Annotated in this window: 15 protein-coding genes; 6 read left to right on the forward strand and 9 right to left on the reverse strand. The window is 71.9% G+C overall.

Features of this window, described 5'->3' with window-relative positions; translation table 11 throughout:
* Window positions 1-11: 11 nt before the first annotated feature.
* The 7 genes from HW578_RS00735 to HW578_RS00765 all read right to left on the reverse strand — a co-directional run bounded on the left by HW578_RS00735 (window position 12) and on the right by HW578_RS00765 (window position 11,060).
* A complete protein-coding gene (locus HW578_RS00735) occupies window positions 12-887 on the reverse strand; it encodes an ABC transporter permease (RefSeq protein ID WP_198368573.1) in 876 nt (291 codons plus the stop codon).
* Window positions 884-1,825 (reverse strand): ABC transporter permease, encoded by a 942-nt coding sequence (locus HW578_RS00740; RefSeq protein ID WP_198368574.1) that lies wholly within the window; start codon window positions 1,823-1,825, stop codon window positions 884-886. Before HW578_RS00740 ends, HW578_RS00735 begins: the two co-directional genes overlap by 4 nt.
* On the reverse strand, window positions 1,825-3,435 hold the full coding sequence (locus tag HW578_RS00745; RefSeq protein ID WP_198368575.1) for an amidohydrolase: 1,611 nt from the start codon (window positions 3,433-3,435) through the stop codon (window positions 1,825-1,827). The genes HW578_RS00740 and HW578_RS00745 overlap by 1 nt, the downstream gene beginning before the upstream one ends.
* A complete protein-coding gene (locus HW578_RS00750) occupies window positions 3,432-4,205 on the reverse strand; it encodes a class II aldolase/adducin family protein (RefSeq protein WP_198368576.1) in 774 nt (257 codons plus the stop codon). Before HW578_RS00750 ends, HW578_RS00745 begins: the two co-directional genes overlap by 4 nt.
* Before the next feature lie 138 nt (window positions 4,206-4,343).
* The gene (locus HW578_RS00755; RefSeq protein WP_198368577.1) at window positions 4,344-5,219 is read right to left on the reverse strand and encodes a transglutaminase family protein; all 876 of its coding nucleotides are present in this window, start codon (window positions 5,217-5,219) and stop codon (window positions 4,344-4,346) included.
* Window positions 5,216-7,693 (reverse strand): circularly permuted type 2 ATP-grasp protein, encoded by a 2,478-nt coding sequence (locus tag HW578_RS00760; RefSeq protein WP_198368578.1) that lies wholly within the window; start codon window positions 7,691-7,693, stop codon window positions 5,216-5,218. Before HW578_RS00760 ends, HW578_RS00755 begins: the two co-directional genes overlap by 4 nt.
* Window positions 7,686-11,060: a transglutaminase family protein gene (locus HW578_RS00765; RefSeq protein WP_198368579.1), complete on the reverse strand. Its 3,375-nt coding sequence runs from the start codon at window positions 11,058-11,060 to the stop codon at window positions 7,686-7,688. The genes HW578_RS00760 and HW578_RS00765 overlap by 8 nt, the downstream gene beginning before the upstream one ends.
* 156 nt (window positions 11,061-11,216) lie before the next feature.
* Between HW578_RS00765 and HW578_RS00770 the strand changes: the two genes are divergently transcribed.
* The 3 genes from HW578_RS00770 (at window position 11,217) to HW578_RS00780 (ending at window position 14,651) form a co-directional block, all read left to right on the forward strand.
* Window positions 11,217-12,566 carry a ferredoxin reductase family protein gene (locus HW578_RS00770; protein ID WP_198368580.1) on the forward strand — a complete coding sequence of 450 codons (1,350 nt, stop codon included), beginning with the start codon at window positions 11,217-11,219 and terminating at the stop codon, window positions 12,564-12,566.
* Between the two features lie 54 nt (window positions 12,567-12,620).
* Window positions 12,621-14,339: an N-acyl-D-amino-acid deacylase family protein gene (locus HW578_RS00775; RefSeq protein WP_198368581.1), complete on the forward strand. Its 1,719-nt coding sequence runs from the start codon at window positions 12,621-12,623 to the stop codon at window positions 14,337-14,339.
* Between the two features lie 84 nt (window positions 14,340-14,423).
* Entirely contained in the window at window positions 14,424-14,651 is a 228-nt protein-coding gene (locus HW578_RS00780) for a hypothetical protein (RefSeq protein WP_198368582.1), read from the forward strand.
* Here the strand turns inward: HW578_RS00780 and HW578_RS00785 are convergent.
* The gene (locus tag HW578_RS00785; protein ID WP_198368583.1) at window positions 14,630-15,568 is read right to left on the reverse strand and encodes a 3-hydroxyacyl-CoA dehydrogenase NAD-binding domain-containing protein; all 939 of its coding nucleotides are present in this window, start codon (window positions 15,566-15,568) and stop codon (window positions 14,630-14,632) included. The genes HW578_RS00780 and HW578_RS00785 overlap by 22 nt on opposite strands.
* 91 nt (window positions 15,569-15,659) lie before the next feature.
* Here HW578_RS00785 and HW578_RS00790 point away from each other — a divergent pair, with 91 nt between their 5' ends.
* From HW578_RS00790 to HW578_RS00800, 3 genes are read left to right on the forward strand one after another with little or no spacing between them, the layout of a single operon-like run.
* Window positions 15,660-16,502: a serine hydrolase gene (locus HW578_RS00790; protein ID WP_198368584.1), complete on the forward strand. Its 843-nt coding sequence runs from the start codon at window positions 15,660-15,662 to the stop codon at window positions 16,500-16,502.
* A 1-nt stretch (window position 16,503) separates the two neighbouring features.
* Complete coding sequence (locus tag HW578_RS00795) at window positions 16,504-17,373, forward strand: hypothetical protein (RefSeq protein ID WP_198368585.1); 870 nt, start codon at window positions 16,504-16,506, stop codon at window positions 17,371-17,373.
* Entirely contained in the window at window positions 17,370-18,239 is an 870-nt protein-coding gene (locus HW578_RS00800; RefSeq protein ID WP_198368586.1) for an HpcH/HpaI aldolase/citrate lyase family protein, read from the forward strand. Before HW578_RS00795 ends, HW578_RS00800 begins: the two co-directional genes overlap by 4 nt.
* Before the next feature lie 290 nt (window positions 18,240-18,529).
* Here the strand turns inward: HW578_RS00800 and HW578_RS00805 are convergent, their stop codons facing one another.
* On the reverse strand, window positions 18,530-18,832 hold the full coding sequence (locus HW578_RS00805) for a putative quinol monooxygenase (protein ID WP_198368587.1): 303 nt from the start codon (window positions 18,830-18,832) through the stop codon (window positions 18,530-18,532).
* Window positions 18,833-18,852: the final 20 nt, after the last annotated feature.

Raw genomic sequence — 18,852 nt, forward strand, 5'->3', positions numbered from 1 at the left:
ACCTCTCCCGTTCAAATGCGTAGCCTGGGGTCGAGCGCGTCCCGCAAGGCGTCCCCGAGGACGTTGAAGGCGAGCACGACGATGAAGATCGCGATGCACGGCACCACCGCGATATGCGGCGCGAAGAACAGGAAGTTGCGCCCCTCGCTCGCCATGGCACCGAGTTCCGGCGTGGGCGGCTGCGCGCCGAGGCCGAGGAAGGACAGCGCCGAGCCCAGCAGGATCACCTGCCCGAAGCGCAGCGTGGCAAACACGAAAATGGACGACAGGCAGTTCGGCGCCAGGTGCCGCCAGATCAGCCGCGCATCTGTCATGCCGGTGGCGCGTGCCGCCTCGATGAAGTCGAGCCGCATCACGACCATGGCGGATCCGCGCACGATGCGCGCCATCAGCGGCACCGTTGCGACCGAAAGTGCGAGCACCACCGAGAAGATGCCCGGCCCGAAGATCGCGGCGATGGCGAGCCCCACCAGGATCGCCGGAAAGGACAGCATCATGTCCACCAGGCGCATGATCGGTCCGTCCAGCCAGCGATGGTAGAAAGCGGCCAGGAAGCCGAGCAGCGCGCCGAAGGACCCGCCCAGCGCCACCGCCGCGAAGCCCATCAGCAGCGACACCCGCAGCCCGTAGAGCAGCCGTGTGACCATGTCCCGCCCCTGCGCATCGGCGCCGAGCGGCAGGCCCGGGCTGCCCGGCGGCTGCATCGCGAGAGAGAGATCGTTGTCGTAGGGATCGGTCGGCGCCAGCACCGGGGCCAGCACCGCCGCCGCGATGATCAGCACCACCAGCACCAGTGAGACCGCCGCCGCGGGTTCGCGCAGCAGCCGCGACAGAATGCCCGGGCGCGGCGGGGCAATGGGCTCGGCGGTGTCGGTGCTCGCACTCATGCCGCGCGGATCCGCGGGTCGAGCGCGGCGTAGAGCACGTCCACCGCCAGGTTCACCAGGATGAAGCCCATCGACAGCACGATGATGGTGCCCTGCGCCATCGGCACGTCCGTCTGCAATATGGCGCTGACGGCGAGCCGGCCGATGCCCGGCCAGGCGAAGACCGTCTCGGTCACCACCGCGCCGCCCAGCAGGAAGCCGATCTGCAGGCCGATCAGCGTCACCACCGGCACCAGGGCGTTGCGCAGCGCGTGGCGCAGCACCACCAGGCGCTCGGTCAGCCCCTTGGCGCGCGCGGTGCGCACATGGTCGGCCGAGAGCACGTCCAGCACCGCCGTGCGCGTCATGCGCGCCACCGGCCCGATGAACACGCCGCCGAGCGTGATGGCCGGCAGGATCAAGGACCGGATGCCATCCATCGTCCAGATCGGCCCGCCGCGCCCGGTGAAGGGCAGCCACTGCCACTGGAAGCCGACGAACCAGATCAGCACGAGGCCGAGGAAGAACACCGGCACCGACACGCCCGCGACGGACACTGCCATGATCACGCGGTCGATCACCGAGCCCCGCCAATACCCCGCCAGCGTGCCGAGCAGGATGCCGAGCGGGATGGACCAGAACAGGCTCGCGACCATGAGTTCCAGCGTCGGCCCTATGGTGGCGGCCAGTTCCTGCGTGACCGGCACGTTGTTGATGATGGAGGCGCCGAGATCGCCCTGCACCAGCCGCCACAGATACAGGCCGAACTGCACGTAGAGCGGCCGGTCGAGGCCGAGATCGCTGCGGATCGCCGCGATCACGTCCGGTGTCGCGGTCGGCCCGGCACGCACGGTGGCCGGGTCGGTCGGCACCACCTGCATCAGCAGGAAGCCGATCAGCAGCACGCCGAACATCACCGGCACGGCCTGCAGCAGGCGATGGAGCGCGTGGCGCAGCATCAGGCGAAGGCACCGTGGCGGTCGAAGATGGGCGCGCCGTCGCGCAGGGTCAGGTCCGCCTGCACGGAGCGCATCTCCTCCGCGTCGATGGCGAAGACGTCGCGCGAGAGCACCGCGATGTCGGCCTGCATCCCCGGTTCGAGCGTGCCACGGCGGTCCTCGGTGAACTGCGTGTAGGCGCCGCACCAGGTGTAGCAGTGCACCGCCTCCTCGGCGGTCAGCCGCTCCTCCGGCCCCATCACCGTGCCGCGGTTGGTCTTGCGCGTCAGCATGGTGAACAGGTTCACGAAGGGATCGACGGTCGAGACCGGACAATCCGAGGACGCCGCCGGATGCGCGCCCTCATCCAGCCAGGTCTTCATCGGATAGGCGTGCATCGACCGCGCGGGGCCGAGATTCTTCACGTACAGGTCGCCGAACTCGTACATGAAGATCGGCTGGGGCACGGGCAGGATGCCGCGCGCCTTCATCCGACGCCGCTGGTCGCGCGTGACGAAGCCGCAGTGTTCGATGCGATGGCGCCGCCCGGCGAAGGGATGCGCGGCGCTGTCGGCAGCCTCCATGCCCAGCAGCACCTGCTCGATCGCCGCGTCGCCGATGGCGTGGATGTCGAGCTGCCAGCCCTGCTCATGGTACTGCTTCAGCAGCGCGTGGATGGTCTCGTCGGGGAAGGTGAACACACCCGTCCCCCCTTGCAGGTAGGGCTCGAAGAAGGCCGCGGTCAGCCCGCCGGCGGAGCCATCGGCGAAGACCTTCACCGCGCCCCAGCGCAGGCTGTCGTCGCCATCCATCGGCCGCATGCCGGCCGCCCAGGCCTCCGCGGCGATGCCTTCCGGATTGCCCGCCAGCACCTGCCACATGCGCAGCGTCAGCCGGCCGGCGGCCTTCGCCGCCTCATAGGCCGCGACTTCCGCGAAGCCCGCCGTCATGCCGACATTCATGTCGGTGGCTGAGGCGAAGCCGAGCGAGGCCAGGTGGTCGCAGGCGGCGCCGATCGCGCCCACCATGGTCGCCTGGTCGGGCGGCGGGATCACGTCGCGCACCAGGCGCATCGCGCGTTCCTGGAACAGCCCGGTCAGCGCGCCGCCCTTGCGTTCGATGACGCCGCCTTCGGGGTCTGGCGTGTTGTGCCCGACGCCCGCCAGCTTCATCGCCAGCGTGTTCGCGACCGCCATGTGCCCGCAGGTGCGCACGATCGCGACGGGATTGTCCGGTGCGGCGCGGTCCAGCTCGCTCGCCAGCGGGTGCCGCCCGACATCGAGCTCCGCATGGTCGTAGCCGCGCCCGAGCACCCAGGCCCCCTTGGGCGCCGCCTTCGCGGCATCGCCGATGCGCCGCAGCACCTCGTCGAGCGTCCGCACCTCCTCGGCGCGCAGGTTCACCTGCGCGAGGCCGAGGCCGTAGGGCAGCAGGTGCATATGCGCCTCGTTGAAGGCAGGGATCGCCACGCGCCCGGCGAGGTCGACGCGCCGCGTGCCCGCACCCGCCGCCCCGCGCGCGTCATCGCCCAGTGCGAACACACGCCCGTCCTTCAGCGCGACCGCATCGGAGAACCCGCCGGCGAGGCCGCGAAAGACGCGCCCGCCCTCGATCAGCGTGTCGGCCGTCACGAACGGTAGTCCGGCTTCCCGTCCTCGATGAGCCGCAGCGCCGAGGCCCAGGCCATGTCGAAATGCTTGCCGTCGCCGCCGCGGTTGAACTGCGCGGCGGTGTGCAGCCGCACCTGTTCCGGCGGCAGCACCAGCTCCGCTCCGCCCGCCAGCGCCGAGATCTGCGCCTGGCAGGCGCGTTCCAGGTAGTAGATGTTGAGAAAGGCCTCCGCCGCATGCCGCCCGCAGACCAGCAGCCCGTGGTTGCGCAGGATCATGGCGCTGTGCGGCCCCAGGTCGCGCACCAGCCGCTCGCGTTCCTCAAGCTCGAGCGCGATGCCCTCGTAGTCGTGATAGGCGAGATGCCCGTAGAACTTCAGCGCGTGCTGGCTGATCGGCAGCAGCCCCTGCCGCTGCGCCGAGACGGCGATGCCGGCCTCGGTATGCGTGTGGATCACCACCGCCGCATCCTCGCGCGCCGCATGGATGGCGGAATGGATCACGAAGCCCGCCGCGTTCACCGGCTTCGACCCGGCGCCGTCCTCGACCACGTTGCCGTCCAGATCGATCTTCACGAGGTCGGAGGCCCGCATCTCGTGGAACAGCACGCCGTAGCGGTTGATCAGGAAGTGGTGCTGGGGCCCCGGTACGCGCGCGCTGATGTGCGTGTAGATGAAGTCGGTCATGCGGAAATGCGCAACAAGCCGGTACAACGCCGCGAGGTCGCAGCGGATCCGCCATTCCTCCTCGGTGATGCCGCGAAGCGCGGCCGGCGGGCTGACGACATTCATGAAGCGGTCTCCGCGAGAGCTTGCGAAACTGTCATCTCGCGCGCCCGCCGCGTCAACCGGCCGCACGCCTGCGTAACGCAGCGTCGCGCCGCGCCTGCGTGCCGGCCAGGCAGGCCTGGCGCGACGGCGGGCAGCGCCTCAGGCCGGCACCGGGCCTTCCGCTTCCTCGAGATCGACGCCCACCCACAGCCCGTGCTCGCCCCCGCCCAGGATGACGCCGCGCAGCGGGCTGACATCGCCGAAATCGCGCCCCCAGGCGAGCACCACATGCTCGTCGCGCACCACGATGTCGTTGGTCGGGTCGAGGCCCACCCAGCCATGCTCCGGCCCCAGCCAGGCCTCGACCCAGGCATGCGACTGGTCGGCGCCACGCCGCGCCGTCCCGCCCGGCGGCGGACGCGTGCGCACATAGCCCGAGACATAGCGCGCCGGCAGGCCGAGCCCACGCAGGCCGCTCACCATCACGTGCGCATAGTCCTGGCACACCCCGACCCGGCTCTCGAGCACCTCCGCCACCTGCGTGTTCGGACCCGTCGCGCCGGGCTTGTAGGTGAAGTCGCGCCGGATGCGCGCCATCAGCTCGAGCAGCCCGGCCAGCACCGGACGGCGCGCCGGAAACGACGCCGCCGCATAGCCCCGCGCCGCCGGCACCAGCGGCGCGAGCGGGCTGCCGAAGGTGAATTCCACAGCCTCGGAGCCGCGCGCGATGTCGCGCACCACCTCCCAGGGCAGCGTGGTCGCGGGCGCAGGTGGCTCGGGGAAGCGCACCTCGACCAGAGCCTCGGCCACCACCTCGAAGCGCGCATGGGGAACGTCGATGAAGACGCGGGTCGCGAGATTGCCGAAATGGTCCGGCGCCTCGCTCACATGGGACGGCGCGGGCGTCACCTCCAGCGTCGCGCGCGCCACCTGCTGATGCGCGAGGCTCCGCGGCGTCAGCAGCAGCAGGTGCGCCGCGAGGTCCACCGGATGCGCATAGGCATAGGTGGTAACATGCCGCAGCCGATAGATCACGCCGCCCCCCGGAAGGCGGGCGTCGCACCTTCGATGCCGACCATCTGCGTCAGCGGCAGCAGCGCGAAATAGCGCCGCGTCACCGCATCCGACAGCGCGGCAATGCGGTTCGCCATCGCCTCCAGCCGCGGCGGCAGGCCGGCCGCCGCCACCGCCTGGTCCGGCGCGCGGATCACATCGGCCACGATCGCCTCCGCCTCCGCGAGCAGCAGCGCCGCCTCGCCCGGCAGGGCGGGGTCGTCCTCGCGCGCCACCTCCGACAGGCTGCGGCTGATCGCTTCCAGCTGGAAGGCGAGCGCGCGCGGATTGGACGGGTCCGCCAGCACCAGGTCGAGCGCCGGCGCCGGCTGCAATATGGTGAGGTAGCGGCTGCGATAGGTGATGACGCTGTCGCACAGTTCGAGCATCAGCCGCAGCCCGCCCTCGATGCGCGCCGGCGGCTGGTCGAGCGCGAACTGCACTTCCGAGGCGATCGCCTGTGCGCGCTCCACCCGCCGCCCGAGGTCGAGGAACAGCCAGGCGCCGCCGCGCACCATGCTCTCCGCCGCAACCCCCGCCACCGCGGTGGCGAAGCGCAGCACCGAGATCATCGCGCGGCCGATCGTCTCGAGCCCGTCGCCGGCGGCCAGCATCTCGGCCCGCGCGGTGCGCAGCGTGAGCGTGAAGGTCGCATGCATGTCGGCGGTCAACCGGTCGCGCACCATGGCGGTCAACGCCGCGATGCGTTCCGCCAGCGCCGGCAGCGCGCCGCCTTCGCGCAGCGCCGCGGCGATGATCCCCGGCAGCGCCTGCGCGGCGGAGGACCCCGCGACCTCCTCCGCGCCGGTGAAGCCGGCCTGGCCCAGGCAGCGCGCAAGTGCTGCGACCTCCGCCTGCTCACGCGGCAGCACCACCCCGCGCGAGATGCGCGCCTGCGTCGCGCGCACCAGCCGTGCGGCGCGCTCCAGCCGTTCCGTATACCGCCCGAGCCAGAACAGATTGTCCGCGACGCGCGAGGGCAGCGCGCCGGGCTGCCGGCGGATCGGCAGCGGCGGCAGTTGCAGCGCCGCGGGGCCGATGATGTCGGCCCCTTCATCGGCCAGCACCCAGACATCCTTCGACAGCCCCTGCACCGGCAGCGCGCCGCCGATCGACGCCGCCTCGCCGATGCGCGCGAGGCCACCCGGCATGACGCGCCACGCCGCGCCGTCGAACACGGCGAACATGCGCAGCATCAGCGGGCGCGGCTCCAGCCCCTCGCCAACCACGCAGGGCACGACGGAGGCGACCGGCAGGCGCGTCGCGGCATAGGCGGCGGGCCGTGCCTCCGCCCCGATGGCATTGGCCCAGGCATCGAGCGGCACGGGGGTGGGTGCGGCGCCATCGGTCGCACCGCGCACCAGCCAGCCGGGCTCGTTCGCCAGGCGCGCGCGCGCCGCGGCATCGCCGAGCCAGAGCGTCTCGACCGAGGGAAGCAGCAGCGCCTGCCCCAGCAGCCGCGGCGCCAGCGCCTCGAGGAAGCCGGCCAGCGCCGGCGCCTCGGCCAGTCCAGCCCCCGGCGCGTTCAGGATGCGCACCGCCCCCTGCCGCGCGGCATCGAGCAGCCCCGGCACGCCGGAGACGCCCGCCTGCGCGCATTCCAGCGGGTCAAGCGCCGCGCCCTCGATGCGCGAGAGCAGCACATCCACCCGCTGCAGGCCCTGCAGCGTCTTGAGGTACAGCGCGCCGCCGCGAACGGTCAGGTCGCCGCATTCCACGAGCGCGCAGGAAAGCTCGCGCGAGAGCAGCATGTCCTCGAACCAGCGCGGATGCTGCGTGCCGCGCGTGAGCAGCGCCACCGCCGGATCGCCGCGCTCGGGCGGGGCAAGGCGCTGCAGCGCATCCTGCCACAGGTCGAAGAAGGGCCGCATGGACCGGACCTGCGTGCCGCGGAAGGCTTCCGGCATGACGCGCGCGAGCAGCCGGCGGTTCTCCCGCGCCAGGCCCGGCCCGGCCGGCGCCGTGGTGCGGTCCGCCAGCACGCGCCAGGCGCCATCGGGGCCGCGCAGCAGGTCCGCCGCGTACAGGTGCAGCATCGGCCGTGCCGGCGCTTCGCCCGCGTGCCGGCACGCGCGCAGGAAGGCGGGATTGGCGAAGACCACCTCAGGCGGGATCGCGCCCTCGGCCAGCAGGCGCTGCGGGCCATAGAGGTCGGCCAGCAGCGCCTCCAGCAGCGCCGCGCGCTGCGCGATGCCGGCCTCGAGCTGCGCGAACTCGGCCGCCGGGAGCACCATGGGCAGCGGGTCGCAGCGCCAGGCGGCCTCGCGCTTCGAGCCCGGCAGCACGCCGGCCATGCCCTCGTCCTCGAAGGCGCGGTCGAGCCGCCGGGCGCGCTCGCCCAGCACCCCCTCGCCCATGCCGCCCAGGATGCCGAGCAGGGTGCGCCAATGCGGGCGCACGCCGCCCCTGCCATCGACCATCTCGTCGAGCGGCGGGACGGCCTCGGGCTCAGCCATGACGTCGCAGGTCGAGGGTGAAGGGCAGTTCGAGGCCGGGCGGCGGCTCGGGCGGCGCCAGGCGGCCGGGCGTATGCCCGAAGGGCTGCACGCGGGCACGCCGGCGCGCCTCGGCCTCGTTGGCATTGACCGGATAGCGGTCGTAGCTCCGCCCGCCCGGATGCGCGACGTGATAGGTCATGCCCCCCAGGCTGCGCCCGTTCCACCGGTCGAAGACATCGAGCACCAGCGGCGTCTGCGGCCGGATGGTGGGGTGCAGCGACGAAGGCGGGTTCCACGCCTTGAAGCGGATGCCCGCCACGTATTCGCCGGCACGCTCCGTCGCGCGCAGCGGCACCGCGACGCCATTCACCGCCAGCGCGTGGCGATCCGGCACCCAGTTGGTCACGCGCGCCTGCACGCGCTCCACGCTGCTGTCGACGTAGCGGGCGGTGCCGCCGGCCACCTGTTCCTCGGCCAGCACGTGCCAGGGCTCGAGCGCGTGGCGCAGTTCGAGGCCGATGTCGCGCACGCTCGCCTCCCCGATCAGCGGGAAGCGGAAGGCCATGTGCGGGGCGAACCAGTCGGGGTCGATCGGCGCGCCCAGGTTACGCAGCTCGTCGATCGCGTCCTGAAAATCCTGCCCGCAATAGTGCGGCAGCATGAACTGGTCGTTCAGCCGCGTGCCCCAGCGCACCAGCCGGCGCTCATAGGGGCGCTCCCAGAAGGCGGCGAGGGCCGCGCGCATCAGCAGCATCTGCACCGCCGACATCTCGGCGTGCGGCGGCATCTCGAAGCCGCGGAACTCCACCAGCCCGCGCCGGCCGCCGCTCGTCGCCGGATCGTACATCTTGTCGATGCAGAATTCCGTGCGGTGGGTGTTGCCGGTCATGTCCGCGAGGATGTTGCGGAACAGCCGGTCGGTCATCCAGGGCGGCACCTCCTGCCAGGCATGCACCTTGGAGAAGGCGATCTCGAGCTCATGGATCGCATCCATGCGCGCCTCGTCGATGCGCGGATGCTGGCTGGTCGGGCCGATGAACAGGCCGCTGAACAGGTAGGACAGCGAGGGATGGTTGTGCCAGAAGCCGACCAGCGACTTCAGCAGGTCGGGCCGGCGCAGGAAGGGGCTTTCCGCGACCGTCTCGCCGCCCATCACGACATGGTTGCCGCCCCCGGTGCCGACATGGCGGCCATCGGTCATGAACTTCTCGGCGGCGAGGCCGACCTGGCGGGCTTCCTCGTAGAGCGCGACGGTGCGCCCGACCACCTCGTCCCAGCTGCCCGCCGGGTGGATGTTCACCTCGATCACGCCCGGATCCGGCGTGACCGAGAAATGCAGCAGCCGCGGATCCGACGGCGGCAGGTAGCCTTCCAGCACCACCTTGCGGCCCAGCTCGGCCGCCGTCGCCTCGACCGCCGCCACCATGTCGAGCCAGTCCTCCGCGGCGAAGAGCGGCGGGAAGAAGACGTGCAGCATCCCCTCCCGCGCCTCGATGGTGAGCGCCGTGCGCACCACGCCGGCGTCGGACTCGCCCACCACCGGGATGGGCTGCGGCTGCGGGCGGAAATCCTCGATGCCCGAGGCGGTGCCCTCGCCCGCCAGCGGCGCGCGGAGCGCGCGCTGCACCAGGCTCTCGGGCATCTGCTGCGCGCGCAGCGCCCGCTGCGCCATCAGCGCCGAATGGGGCGGCAGGTCGGCGCGCCAGGCGAAGGGGTCGGCCTCGTGCTGCTGCACGCGCGCCGCATCCTCCGGCGACATCCAGGGCAGCGCGGCGAGCGGCAGGCGCAGCCCGATCGGGCTGTCACCCGGGATGAGGAACAGGTGCTCACCGCGGAAGAACCAGCGGCCCGACTGCCAGCGGCGCACGCCGTCCTGCATGACGCGGCGGATCGGCAGCACCGATCCGACCTCGGCCGAGAGGCCCTGGCCGAACACCTGCGCGAGGCGCTTGCGCTCCAGCGCATCGGCGAGCCTCGCGTCCTCGACCACGACATTGGCGGGCAGGCGCTGTTCCTTCCACAGGTAGTAGTGGATGTCCTCGTGCGCGCCCTGCACCAGGGCGGGGTCCACCTGCAGGCGCTCGGCCAGCAGCCGGGCGAAGCGCGCCGCGTCCGCTGCGGTGGCGGTGTCACGGTCGTCGTCGGAGGCGAGCAGCGTGGGGTCGGTCCAGACCGGCTCGCCATCGGCGCGCCAGTGGGAATGGAGCGCCCAGCGCGGCAACTGCTCGCCCGGGTAGTGCTTGCCCATGTTGGTGGTCAGCGCGGCACCCGGCGACCACAGCTTCACCAGCCGGCGCAGCAGCCGCCCGGCATAGGCGCGCTTGGTGGGTCCCAGCGCATCGGTGTTCCATTCCGCGGCGTCGCGGTCGGAGGCGGCGACGAAGGTCGGCTCGCCACCCATGGTCAGGCGCATGCCCAGCGCCTTCAGCTTGCGGTCCACCGCCTCGCCGGCGGCGCGGATCGCGTCCCACTGGCCGGGCGCGTAGGGCTTGGTGACGCGCGGCGTCTCGCGGATTCGGCGGACGCTCATCTCGAATCCGAATTCGGTCTCGACCTTCTCGAGCCCGCCCGAGATCGGCGCCGCGGATTGCGGCTCGGGTGTCGCCGCCAGCGGGATGTGCCCTTCGCCCGTCATCAGGCCGGAGGTCGCATCGAGGCCGATCCACCCCGCGCCGGGCAGGTAGACCTCGGCCCAGGCATGCAGGTCGGTGAAGTCGCTGGTCGGTCCCTCGGGCCCTTCGAGCGGCTTCTGGTCGGCCACCAGCTGGATCAGGTAGCCCGAGACGAAGCGGGCCGCGAAGCCGAGCCGGCGCAGCAGCTGCACCAGCAGCCAGGCGCTGTCCCGGCACGATCCCCTGCCCTGCTCGAGCGTGGTGTCGGGTGACCAGACGCCGGGCTCCATGCGCACGACATAGGCGATGCGCGACTGCACCAGGGCATTCAGCGCCACCAACATGTCGACCGTGCGCTGCTCGGTGCGCGGCACTTCGGCCAGCAGGGCCTCCAGCAGCGGGCCGGAGGGGTCGATCCGGCGGAACGGTGCCAGTTCCTGCTCGAGCCCCGGATCGTAGGCGAAGGGCCAGGTCTCGGCCTCGGGCTCGAGGAAGAAGTCGAAGGGGTTGATCGTCGCCATGTCGGCAACGAGGTCCACGGTCACGTCGAAATGCGTCACGCGCTCGGGAAACACTACGCGGGCCAGGAAATTTCCCTGCGGGTCCTGCTGCCAGTTCAGGAAGTGGGGCTTGGGTTCGACCTTCAGCGCATAGGAGAGCACAGGCGTCCGGCTGTGCGGCGCCGGTCGCAGTCGGATGGTCTGCGGGCCGAGGCTGGCAGGCCGGGCATAGCGGTAGCTGGTGCGGTGCGTCAGCGCGACGTGGATGGACATGTCCGGGCCTGGATCGGTTGGGTCCGTTTCACACGGATGCGACAGGCGATGCAATCCGCGGTCCAACCGAGCGCCCGTCGTCCGGTCTTGCGCTGCGTCAAGACTTCGGCCGCGGCGATCGCCTAGGCAGGCGGGACAGGATCGAAAGGACCAGGCATGCCGGCTGCCCTGCTTCTGGCCGCATATGCGGTGCTGGTCATCCTGCCCGTGGCCCTCGGCTGGGCGCGCGTCGGGCCGGCGCGGCCCTGGATGGACGAGCTGTCCTCCGCCCTCGCCATGGCGGGCTTCGCCGCGCTGCTGCTGGAATTCCTGCTCTCGGGCCGCTTTAGTGCCATCAGCGGGGGCATCGGCATCGACCGGACCATGCGCTGGCACCAGGCCTTCGCCCGGGTGCTGACGGTGGCGCTGCTGGCCCACCCCTTTCTGTACGACTACGCCGCCTTCCGCTTCGCCCCGCCGATCCCGGCGCAGGACCTGGCGGCGGCGGACCCGGCGCGCGCGGCGGTGCTCGGCCTCACCGGCGGGTCCGCCGCGACGGGGTGGATCGCCTGGCTGATGCTGTTCTGCCTCACCGGCCTCGCGATCTTCCGACGCGCCACGCCCTATACCTACGAGGGCTGGCGGGTGATGCACGGGCTGACGGCGGCTGCGGTTGCCCTCACCGGGCTGCTCCATGCGCTGGAGGCCGGGCGCTACAGCGCCGACGCTCCGCTCGCCGCCTATTGGGGCGTGCTGACGGCGGTGGCGCTGTTCACGCTGGTCGAGGTCTACATCCTCCGCCCGCGCCGGCTCGCCCGCCGCCCCTGGCGCATCGCCGCCGTCACGCCCGCGGCCGAGCGCAGCTGGGAGGTGACGCTGACCCCCGCCGGCCATGACGGGCTTGCCTTCACGCCCGGGCAATTCGCCTGGCTGCGCCTCGCCTGCTCGCCGCATGCGGTGCGGGAGCATCCCTTCTCGATCGCCTCCGCCCCCGGCGAGCCGGAAGGCCGGCTGCGCTTCCTGATCAAGGAGGCCGGCGACTTCACCAGCACCATCGGCAGCCTGCCCGTGGGCGCCCCGGCCTATGTCGACGGCCCGCACGGCGTGCTGGTCACCGAGGGGCGCGCCGCGCCCGGCATCGCCATGCTGGCGGGCGGGATCGGCCTCGCGCCGATGCTCTCCATGCTGCGCGCCGCGCGGACGGCGCGGGACAGCCGGCCGATGCTGCTGCTCTACGGCAACCGCCATGCCGGGCAGATCCTGGCCCGCGAGGAACTGGCGGAGCTGGCGCGCGCCCTGCCGCTCGAGGTGGTGCATGTGCTGAGCGAACCGCCCCCCGGCTGGGCGGGTGCCACGGGGATGCTCTCGCGCGACCTGGTCCGCGCGCGCTGTGCCGAAGCCGCCAGGGCCGGCTGGATCTTCGTCCTGTGCGGCCCGCCCGCCATGCTGCGCGAGGCGCGGGTGGGCCTCGCCGCGCTCGGCGTCCCGGGCTCGCGCATCCTCGAGGAACGCTTCGTCTACGATTGAGCCCCCGCCCCGCTGCGCCTAGGCTGCCCGCGAACGGGACAGGAAGCGCAGGCCATGGCCGATCTGGTGATCCGCGGCGGGACGGTGGTGGACGGCACGGGAAGCGCGCCCATCGAGGCCGATATTGCCATCGAGGGCGGCCGCATCACGCAGGTCGGCCGCGTGGCCGAGCGCGGGCGCGAGGAGATCGACGCGCGCGGCCACCTGGTCACCCCCGGCTTCGTCGATATCCACACCCATTACGACGGCCAGGCGGTGTGGGATTCGCACCTCGCCCCTTCGGCCTGGCATGGCGTGACCACGGCGGTGATGGGCAATTGCGGCGTCGGCTTCGCCCCCTGCCGCGCGGCCGACCGCGACAAGCTGATCGAACTTATGGAGGGCGTGGAGGACATCCCCGGCCCCATCCTGCACGAGGGCCTCGACTGGCGCTGGGAGAGCTTCCCCGAATACCTCGATGCGCTGGACGCCAGGCCGCGCGACATCGACATCTGCGCCCTGCTGCCGCATGGCGCGCTGCGCGTGCATGTGATGGGCGAACGCGGCCTGGCGCTCGAGAACGCCAACCAGGCCGATATCGCACGGATGCGTGAGATCACCGCGGAAGCCGTGCGCGCCGGCGCGTTTGGCGTCTCCACCTCGCGCACCATCAGCCACAAGACCCTGAAGGGCGACCCCACGCCCACGCTTCGTGCCCAGGAGGAAGAACTCCACGGCCTGGCGCTCGGCCTGCGCGACGGCGGCGGCGGGCTGCTGGAACTGGTGTCGGACTGGAACACGCCCGACCCCGCCACCGAATTCGCCATCGTGCGCCGCGTGGTCGAGGCGACCGGGCAGCCGGTGGTCTTCTCGCTCACCGCGCGCCACGACCGGACCGAGGCATGGAAGGAACTGCTCGCCCTGTCCGACGATGCGGCGGCGCGCGGCCTGCCGATCCGACCGGTGTTCCCGCCGCGGCCGATCGGCATCCTGCTCGGGCTGAACGGCAGCCAGAATCCCTTCGCCGGCTGCGCGTCGTACAAGGAGATCGCGCACCTGCCCGCGCCGGCGCGCGCCGCGGCCATGCGCGACCCGGCGCTGCGCGCGCGCATCCTCTCGGAGGACCGCATCAGCGGATCGACCTTCCCGCTCATCACGCGCCTCGGCTTCGAGCGCATGTTCCCCTTCGGCGATCCGCCGGACTACGCCCCGCCGCGCGACGCCTCGATCGCCGCCATGGCCGCGCGCGAGGGCCGGACCGCCGAGGAGGTCGCCTATGACCTGCTGGTCGCCGATGACGGCGCGGGCTTCATCTTCGCCCCGCTCACCAACTTCGCCGACTACACGCTCGCGGCCAGCGCCGAGTGCCTGCGCCACCCCAATGCCATCGCCGGCCTGTCGGATGGCGGGGCGCATGTGGGCTTCATCTCGGACGGGTCCTTCCCGACCTTCCTGCTCGCCTACTGGGCGCGCGACGGGAAGGAGGCCGTATTCCCGGTGCAGGAGATCGTCCGCCGCCTGACCTCCGACACCGCGCGCGCGGCGGGGCTGCACGACCGCGGCGTGCTGCGCCCGGGGCTGCGCGCCGATGTGAACGTGATCGACCTGACGGCGCTGGCGCTCGAGGCGCCGCGGATGGTCGCCGACCTGCCCGCCGGCGGGCGGCGGCTGCTGCAGCGTGCGCGCGGCTATGCCGCGACGGTGGTGGCCGGCGCCGTCACCTATCGCGACGGCGTGGCCACCGGTGCCCTGCCCGGCCGCCTGGTGCGCGCCGGACGGCACGCCGCGCTGTGATGCAGGCCACGGACAGGCCGCACAGGCGCGCCGCAGGCTAGCCCCGCCGTCCCCATCAAGGGGCGGCGGGAGCAGGAGGCGCCCATGCCCGGCCCGCGGCTGCACATCCTTGTCGGCCTCGTCATCGCCTGCGCCGTCACCGCCGGCGCGGCGCGCGCCTCGCTGGTGCTGCCCGCGCGGGACCGCTGCCAGCTCGCCGGCCCCTACGCGAGCCTGAGCGACGCGATCGAGGCGGCGCAGGCCGCGCGCGAGCGCGGCGCCAACCCCACCACCTTCCGCACCGAGGACGGCTACTTCGTGCGTGCCTGCTGACGCGCTTCCAGCAGCCGCACCAGCGCGGCGTCGCGCCGTGCCGCCAGCTCCGCGGTGGTGGCGCCGCCGGTGCCCTCGGCGACACCTTCCACCAGCATCCGCTGCACCGCCGCATCCACCTTCGGATCGCCGAGATCCATCCACCAGGATTCAAGCGCCGGCAGCAGGTGGTGCAGGAAGTGGTCGATGCCGCCCTCCCCACCGGCCAGGTGGAAAGTGGTGTGCGGGCCCATCAGCGCCCAGCGCAGCCCGGGGCCCTCGCTGATCGCGGCATCCACGTCGGCGACGCTCGCCACACCTTCCGCGACCAGGTGCACCGCCTCCCGCCACAGCGCCGCCTGCAGGCGGTTCGCGAGGTGGCCCGGCACCTCCTTGCGGATCTCGATCGGGTGCTTGCCGATGGCGCGGTAGAATTCCATCGCCGCGGCCACCGCCTCGGGGCTGGCCTTGGCGCCGCCCACCACCTCGACCAGCGGGATCAGGTGCGGCGGGTTGAAGGGATGGCCGATCACCACGCGTTCGGGATGCGCGCAGCGTTCCGACAGCCGGCTCGCGAGCAGTCCCGAGGTCGATGACGCGATCACCACGTCGGGCGGCACGGCAGCATCGATCCGCGCCAGCAGGTCCTGCTTGATGTCGAGCCGCTCCGGCGCGCTCTCCTGCACGAAGTCGCAGCCCGCGCAGGCTGCCGCGGGATCAGCGTCGAAGGTCCAGGCATCCGGATCGGCATCCGCCTTGCCGCCGAGCCGCATCAGGGTCGGCCAGGCGCCGGCGATCATCCGCCGCAGCAGGTCGGGCGCACCCGGCGAGGGATCGCTCGCGCTGACGCTCAGCCCGCGGCTGAGGAAATACGCTGCCCAGGAGGCGCCGATGGTGCCCGCGCCGATCACCGCGACGCGCTTGATCTCGGTCCGCATGTCGTTCCCTCGCCTTGCCGCGCGCAGGCTAGCCCGCCCTGGCCACGCGCAGGAAGCGGGGCTAGCCTCCGCGCCGGCAGGAGGAACGCCCATGCAGGATCTCGTCGCGCGGATGAACGCCATCTGCGACGCGCAGCCCTTCGACACGACCTGGTACGTGAAGGACCTCGCGACCGGCTGGGAGGCCGATCGCGGCGGCGACGTCGTCACGCCCTCCGCCAGCACGCGCAAGACCTCGATCCTGATGCACGCGCTCTCGAAGGTGCATGAGGGCAGGCTGCGGCTCGACGAGCCCTGCACGATCGAGGCGCGGCTGCAGGAAGGTGTCGACAGCGGCACCTACCAGTACATGACGCCGGGCTGCGTCATTCCGCTGCGCGACGCCTTCGTGAACATGATCATCACCTCGGACAATGTCTGCACGCAGATCGTCCTGGAACGGCTGGATCGCGACGAGCTCAACGCCTGGTGCCGGGGCATCGGCATGACCGGCACGACGCATCGCGTGAACTTCCCCCCGCCCGGCCTGGCCTGGGACCACCAGATCGACGCGGTGGCGAGCACCACGGCGCGCGACCAGGGGCTGCTGCTCGACCGCATGGTGAAGGGCGCGACCGACGCCGCGGAACCGGCCGCGATCGGTGCCACGCCGGAGCTCTGCAGGCTCGGCCTCGACATCCTGTCCTGGCAGCGGCTGCGCAACCTGATCCCATCCCTCCTGCCGGCCAAGACGAAGGTCGCGAACAAGACCGGGCGCGGGCCGCGCGGGCGGATGGATGCGGGCGTGGTGTATCGCGGCGAGGTGCCGCGCTTCATCATCTCGGTCTATTGCGACCGCGTGCCGGACACGCTGCCCGACGGGCTGCCGGGCTATACCGCCGCCTACGCCACCGCCGGGCGGCTGACCCGGCTTTGCTGGGACACGATGAACTGACATGACCGACGCGGAATTCGAGGCGGCGATCGCCGCCCTGCAGGACTGGGTGGGGCGCGAGCGGATCGTCGAGGACGAGATCGGCCTGTCCTCCGCGCGCCGCATCGCCGGCATGCTCGACATCGACCCGGCCTCGCTGAAGCAGGGCGACGCGCTGCCGCCGCACTGGTTCACCATGTTCTTCCCCGACATCGCGAAGCAGTCCGACATCGGTCCCGACGGCCACCCCAACAAGGGCGTGTTCCTGCCGCCGATCCCGCTGCCGCGGCGCATGGGCGCGGGCCGGCGCGTGACGATCAACGAAGCCCTGCGCATCGGCACGCCGGCCATCAAGCGCGCCATCGTGGCACAGGTGCTGCCCAAGATCGGCCGCACCGGTCGCATGGCGATCCTGACCATGCGCCACGTCATCGAATGCGAGGGCCGCACCGTCGCGGTGGACGAGTTCGACGCCATGTACCGGGAGGCGCCGCCGCCCGGCCAGCCGAGCCCGCAGACGCCGCCCAACCCGGCGCCGACGAACGGCATCTATGCCGACCGGGTGCTGCTCTCCTCGGCGCTGGTGTTCCGCTATTCCTCGGTGACCTGGAACGCGCATCGCATCCACTACGACGCGGATTATGCGCGCAGCGAGGAAGGCTATCCCGCGACCGTGCAGAATGGCGGGCTGACCATGCAATTGCTGCTCGATGCCGCGCTGAAGCGTGCGCCGGGGCGGCTCGCCGGGTTCACCGCGCGGCTCGCGCGCCCGCTCTGGGTGGGTGATACGGTCACGCTGTGCGGTGCGGCGCCGGTCGATGGGAAGATGGCCTGCTGGGCGACCGACAAGGACGGCAACCTCTGTGCCACGATGGAGCTGGCTTTCGCATGACGCGCCCTGCCCCCGCCACCTGGCGGTCGCTGATGTTCGTGCCCGCCAGCGGCGAGAAATTCGTCGCCAAGGCGCATACCCGCGGCGCGGATGTGGTGATTCTCGACCTTGAGGATTCCATCCCGCCCGGCGGCAAGCAGGCGGCGCGGGATGCGCTGCCGGCCGCTGCGGCAAGCGTCGGCCAGGCGGGGGCGGAGGTGGCGGTGCGCATCAACCGCGCGCTGGAGCTTGCCATCCCCGACATCGCCGCCGCCGTGATGCCGGCGGTCGGCACGCTGATGCTGCCCAAGGTGATGGGGCCGGAACACATCCGCCTGCTGTCGGAGGTGGTGGCGGCACGCGAGGCCGCGCTTGGCATGGCGCCGGGCCATACGCGCTTCGTCGCGGTGGTGGAGACGCCCGATGCGCTGCCCTTGCTGGGTGCCATCGCCAGCGCCGACCCGCGCGTGGTGGCGCTGGGCATCGGTGCGGAGGATCTCTCGACGGAGCTGGAGGCGGTGCCCGGCGCCGACCTGCTCTACCATTTCGGGATGATGGTGGTGGCGGCGGCGCGCGCGGCGCGCGTGCAGCCCATGGGATCGGTCGGGCCCTTCGCGGATTTCTCGGATCTCGAGGGCTATCGCGCCTCGCTGAAGCGGTCCCGCGCGCTGGGCTTCGCCTGCCAGGCCTGCATCCATCCCGCACAGGTGGCGGTGATCAACGAGGAATACGGGCCCTCGCCCGCCGAGGTGGATCGCGCGCGCCGGCTGATCGCCGCCTTCGACGCCGCGATCGCGCAGGGCCAGGGTGCGGTGGCCTTCGAGGGCCAGATGATCGACCTGCCGGTGGTCGAGCGCGCGCGCAGGCTGCTGGCACGGGCGCGCTGAAACGGCTTGCAACTGGCGACCGGATTACGATATAGGAATTATATCAGCGCCTTCCTTGCGCCCGGCACGCAGTGCCGAAGCAGCCTTCGCTCGATGCAGGCGCAGAGTCATCAACGCTGCGCGAAGGGCCTGAAGGCCAGCAACGCAGGAGTTTCACCGCTGTACCCGTCAGGCGCCGGTCGGGGCGCCCGCGGGAAGCTTGGCGTCGCGGCACGCGCCACAGCGCCCCTCTGGCCTGCAGCTCGGGCTTTGGTACGGCGGAACTAAAGGCCTAAAAGCCTAAAGGTCGGTCACAGCTCGCACATGGTCAGCACGCGCCCGTCGATCAGCGGCGTATAGGCTTCGCGCACCTTGGGCATGCGCGGGTTCGCCACATGCGCCTTGACCGCCGCCTGGTCGGTATAGACCTCGACCAGCATGATGCGGCTCTCGTCGCGCGTGCCGTCGGCGTTCATCGGCTGCAGCACGTCGAAGCGCTCGCAACCGGGCTCCTCGGACAGCGTGAGGCGCGCATGCTCGCGGATCAGCGCGTCGAAGGCGGCGTGCTGGCCGGGCTTCGGCTTGAACTCGACGTGGATGGCGACCTTGGGCATGGCGGTTGCTCCTGTGTGCC

The sequence above is a fragment of the Roseomonas rosulenta genome (assembly GCF_016106005.1).
Classification (GTDB): domain Bacteria; phylum Pseudomonadota; class Alphaproteobacteria; order Acetobacterales; family Acetobacteraceae; genus Neoroseomonas; species Neoroseomonas rosulenta.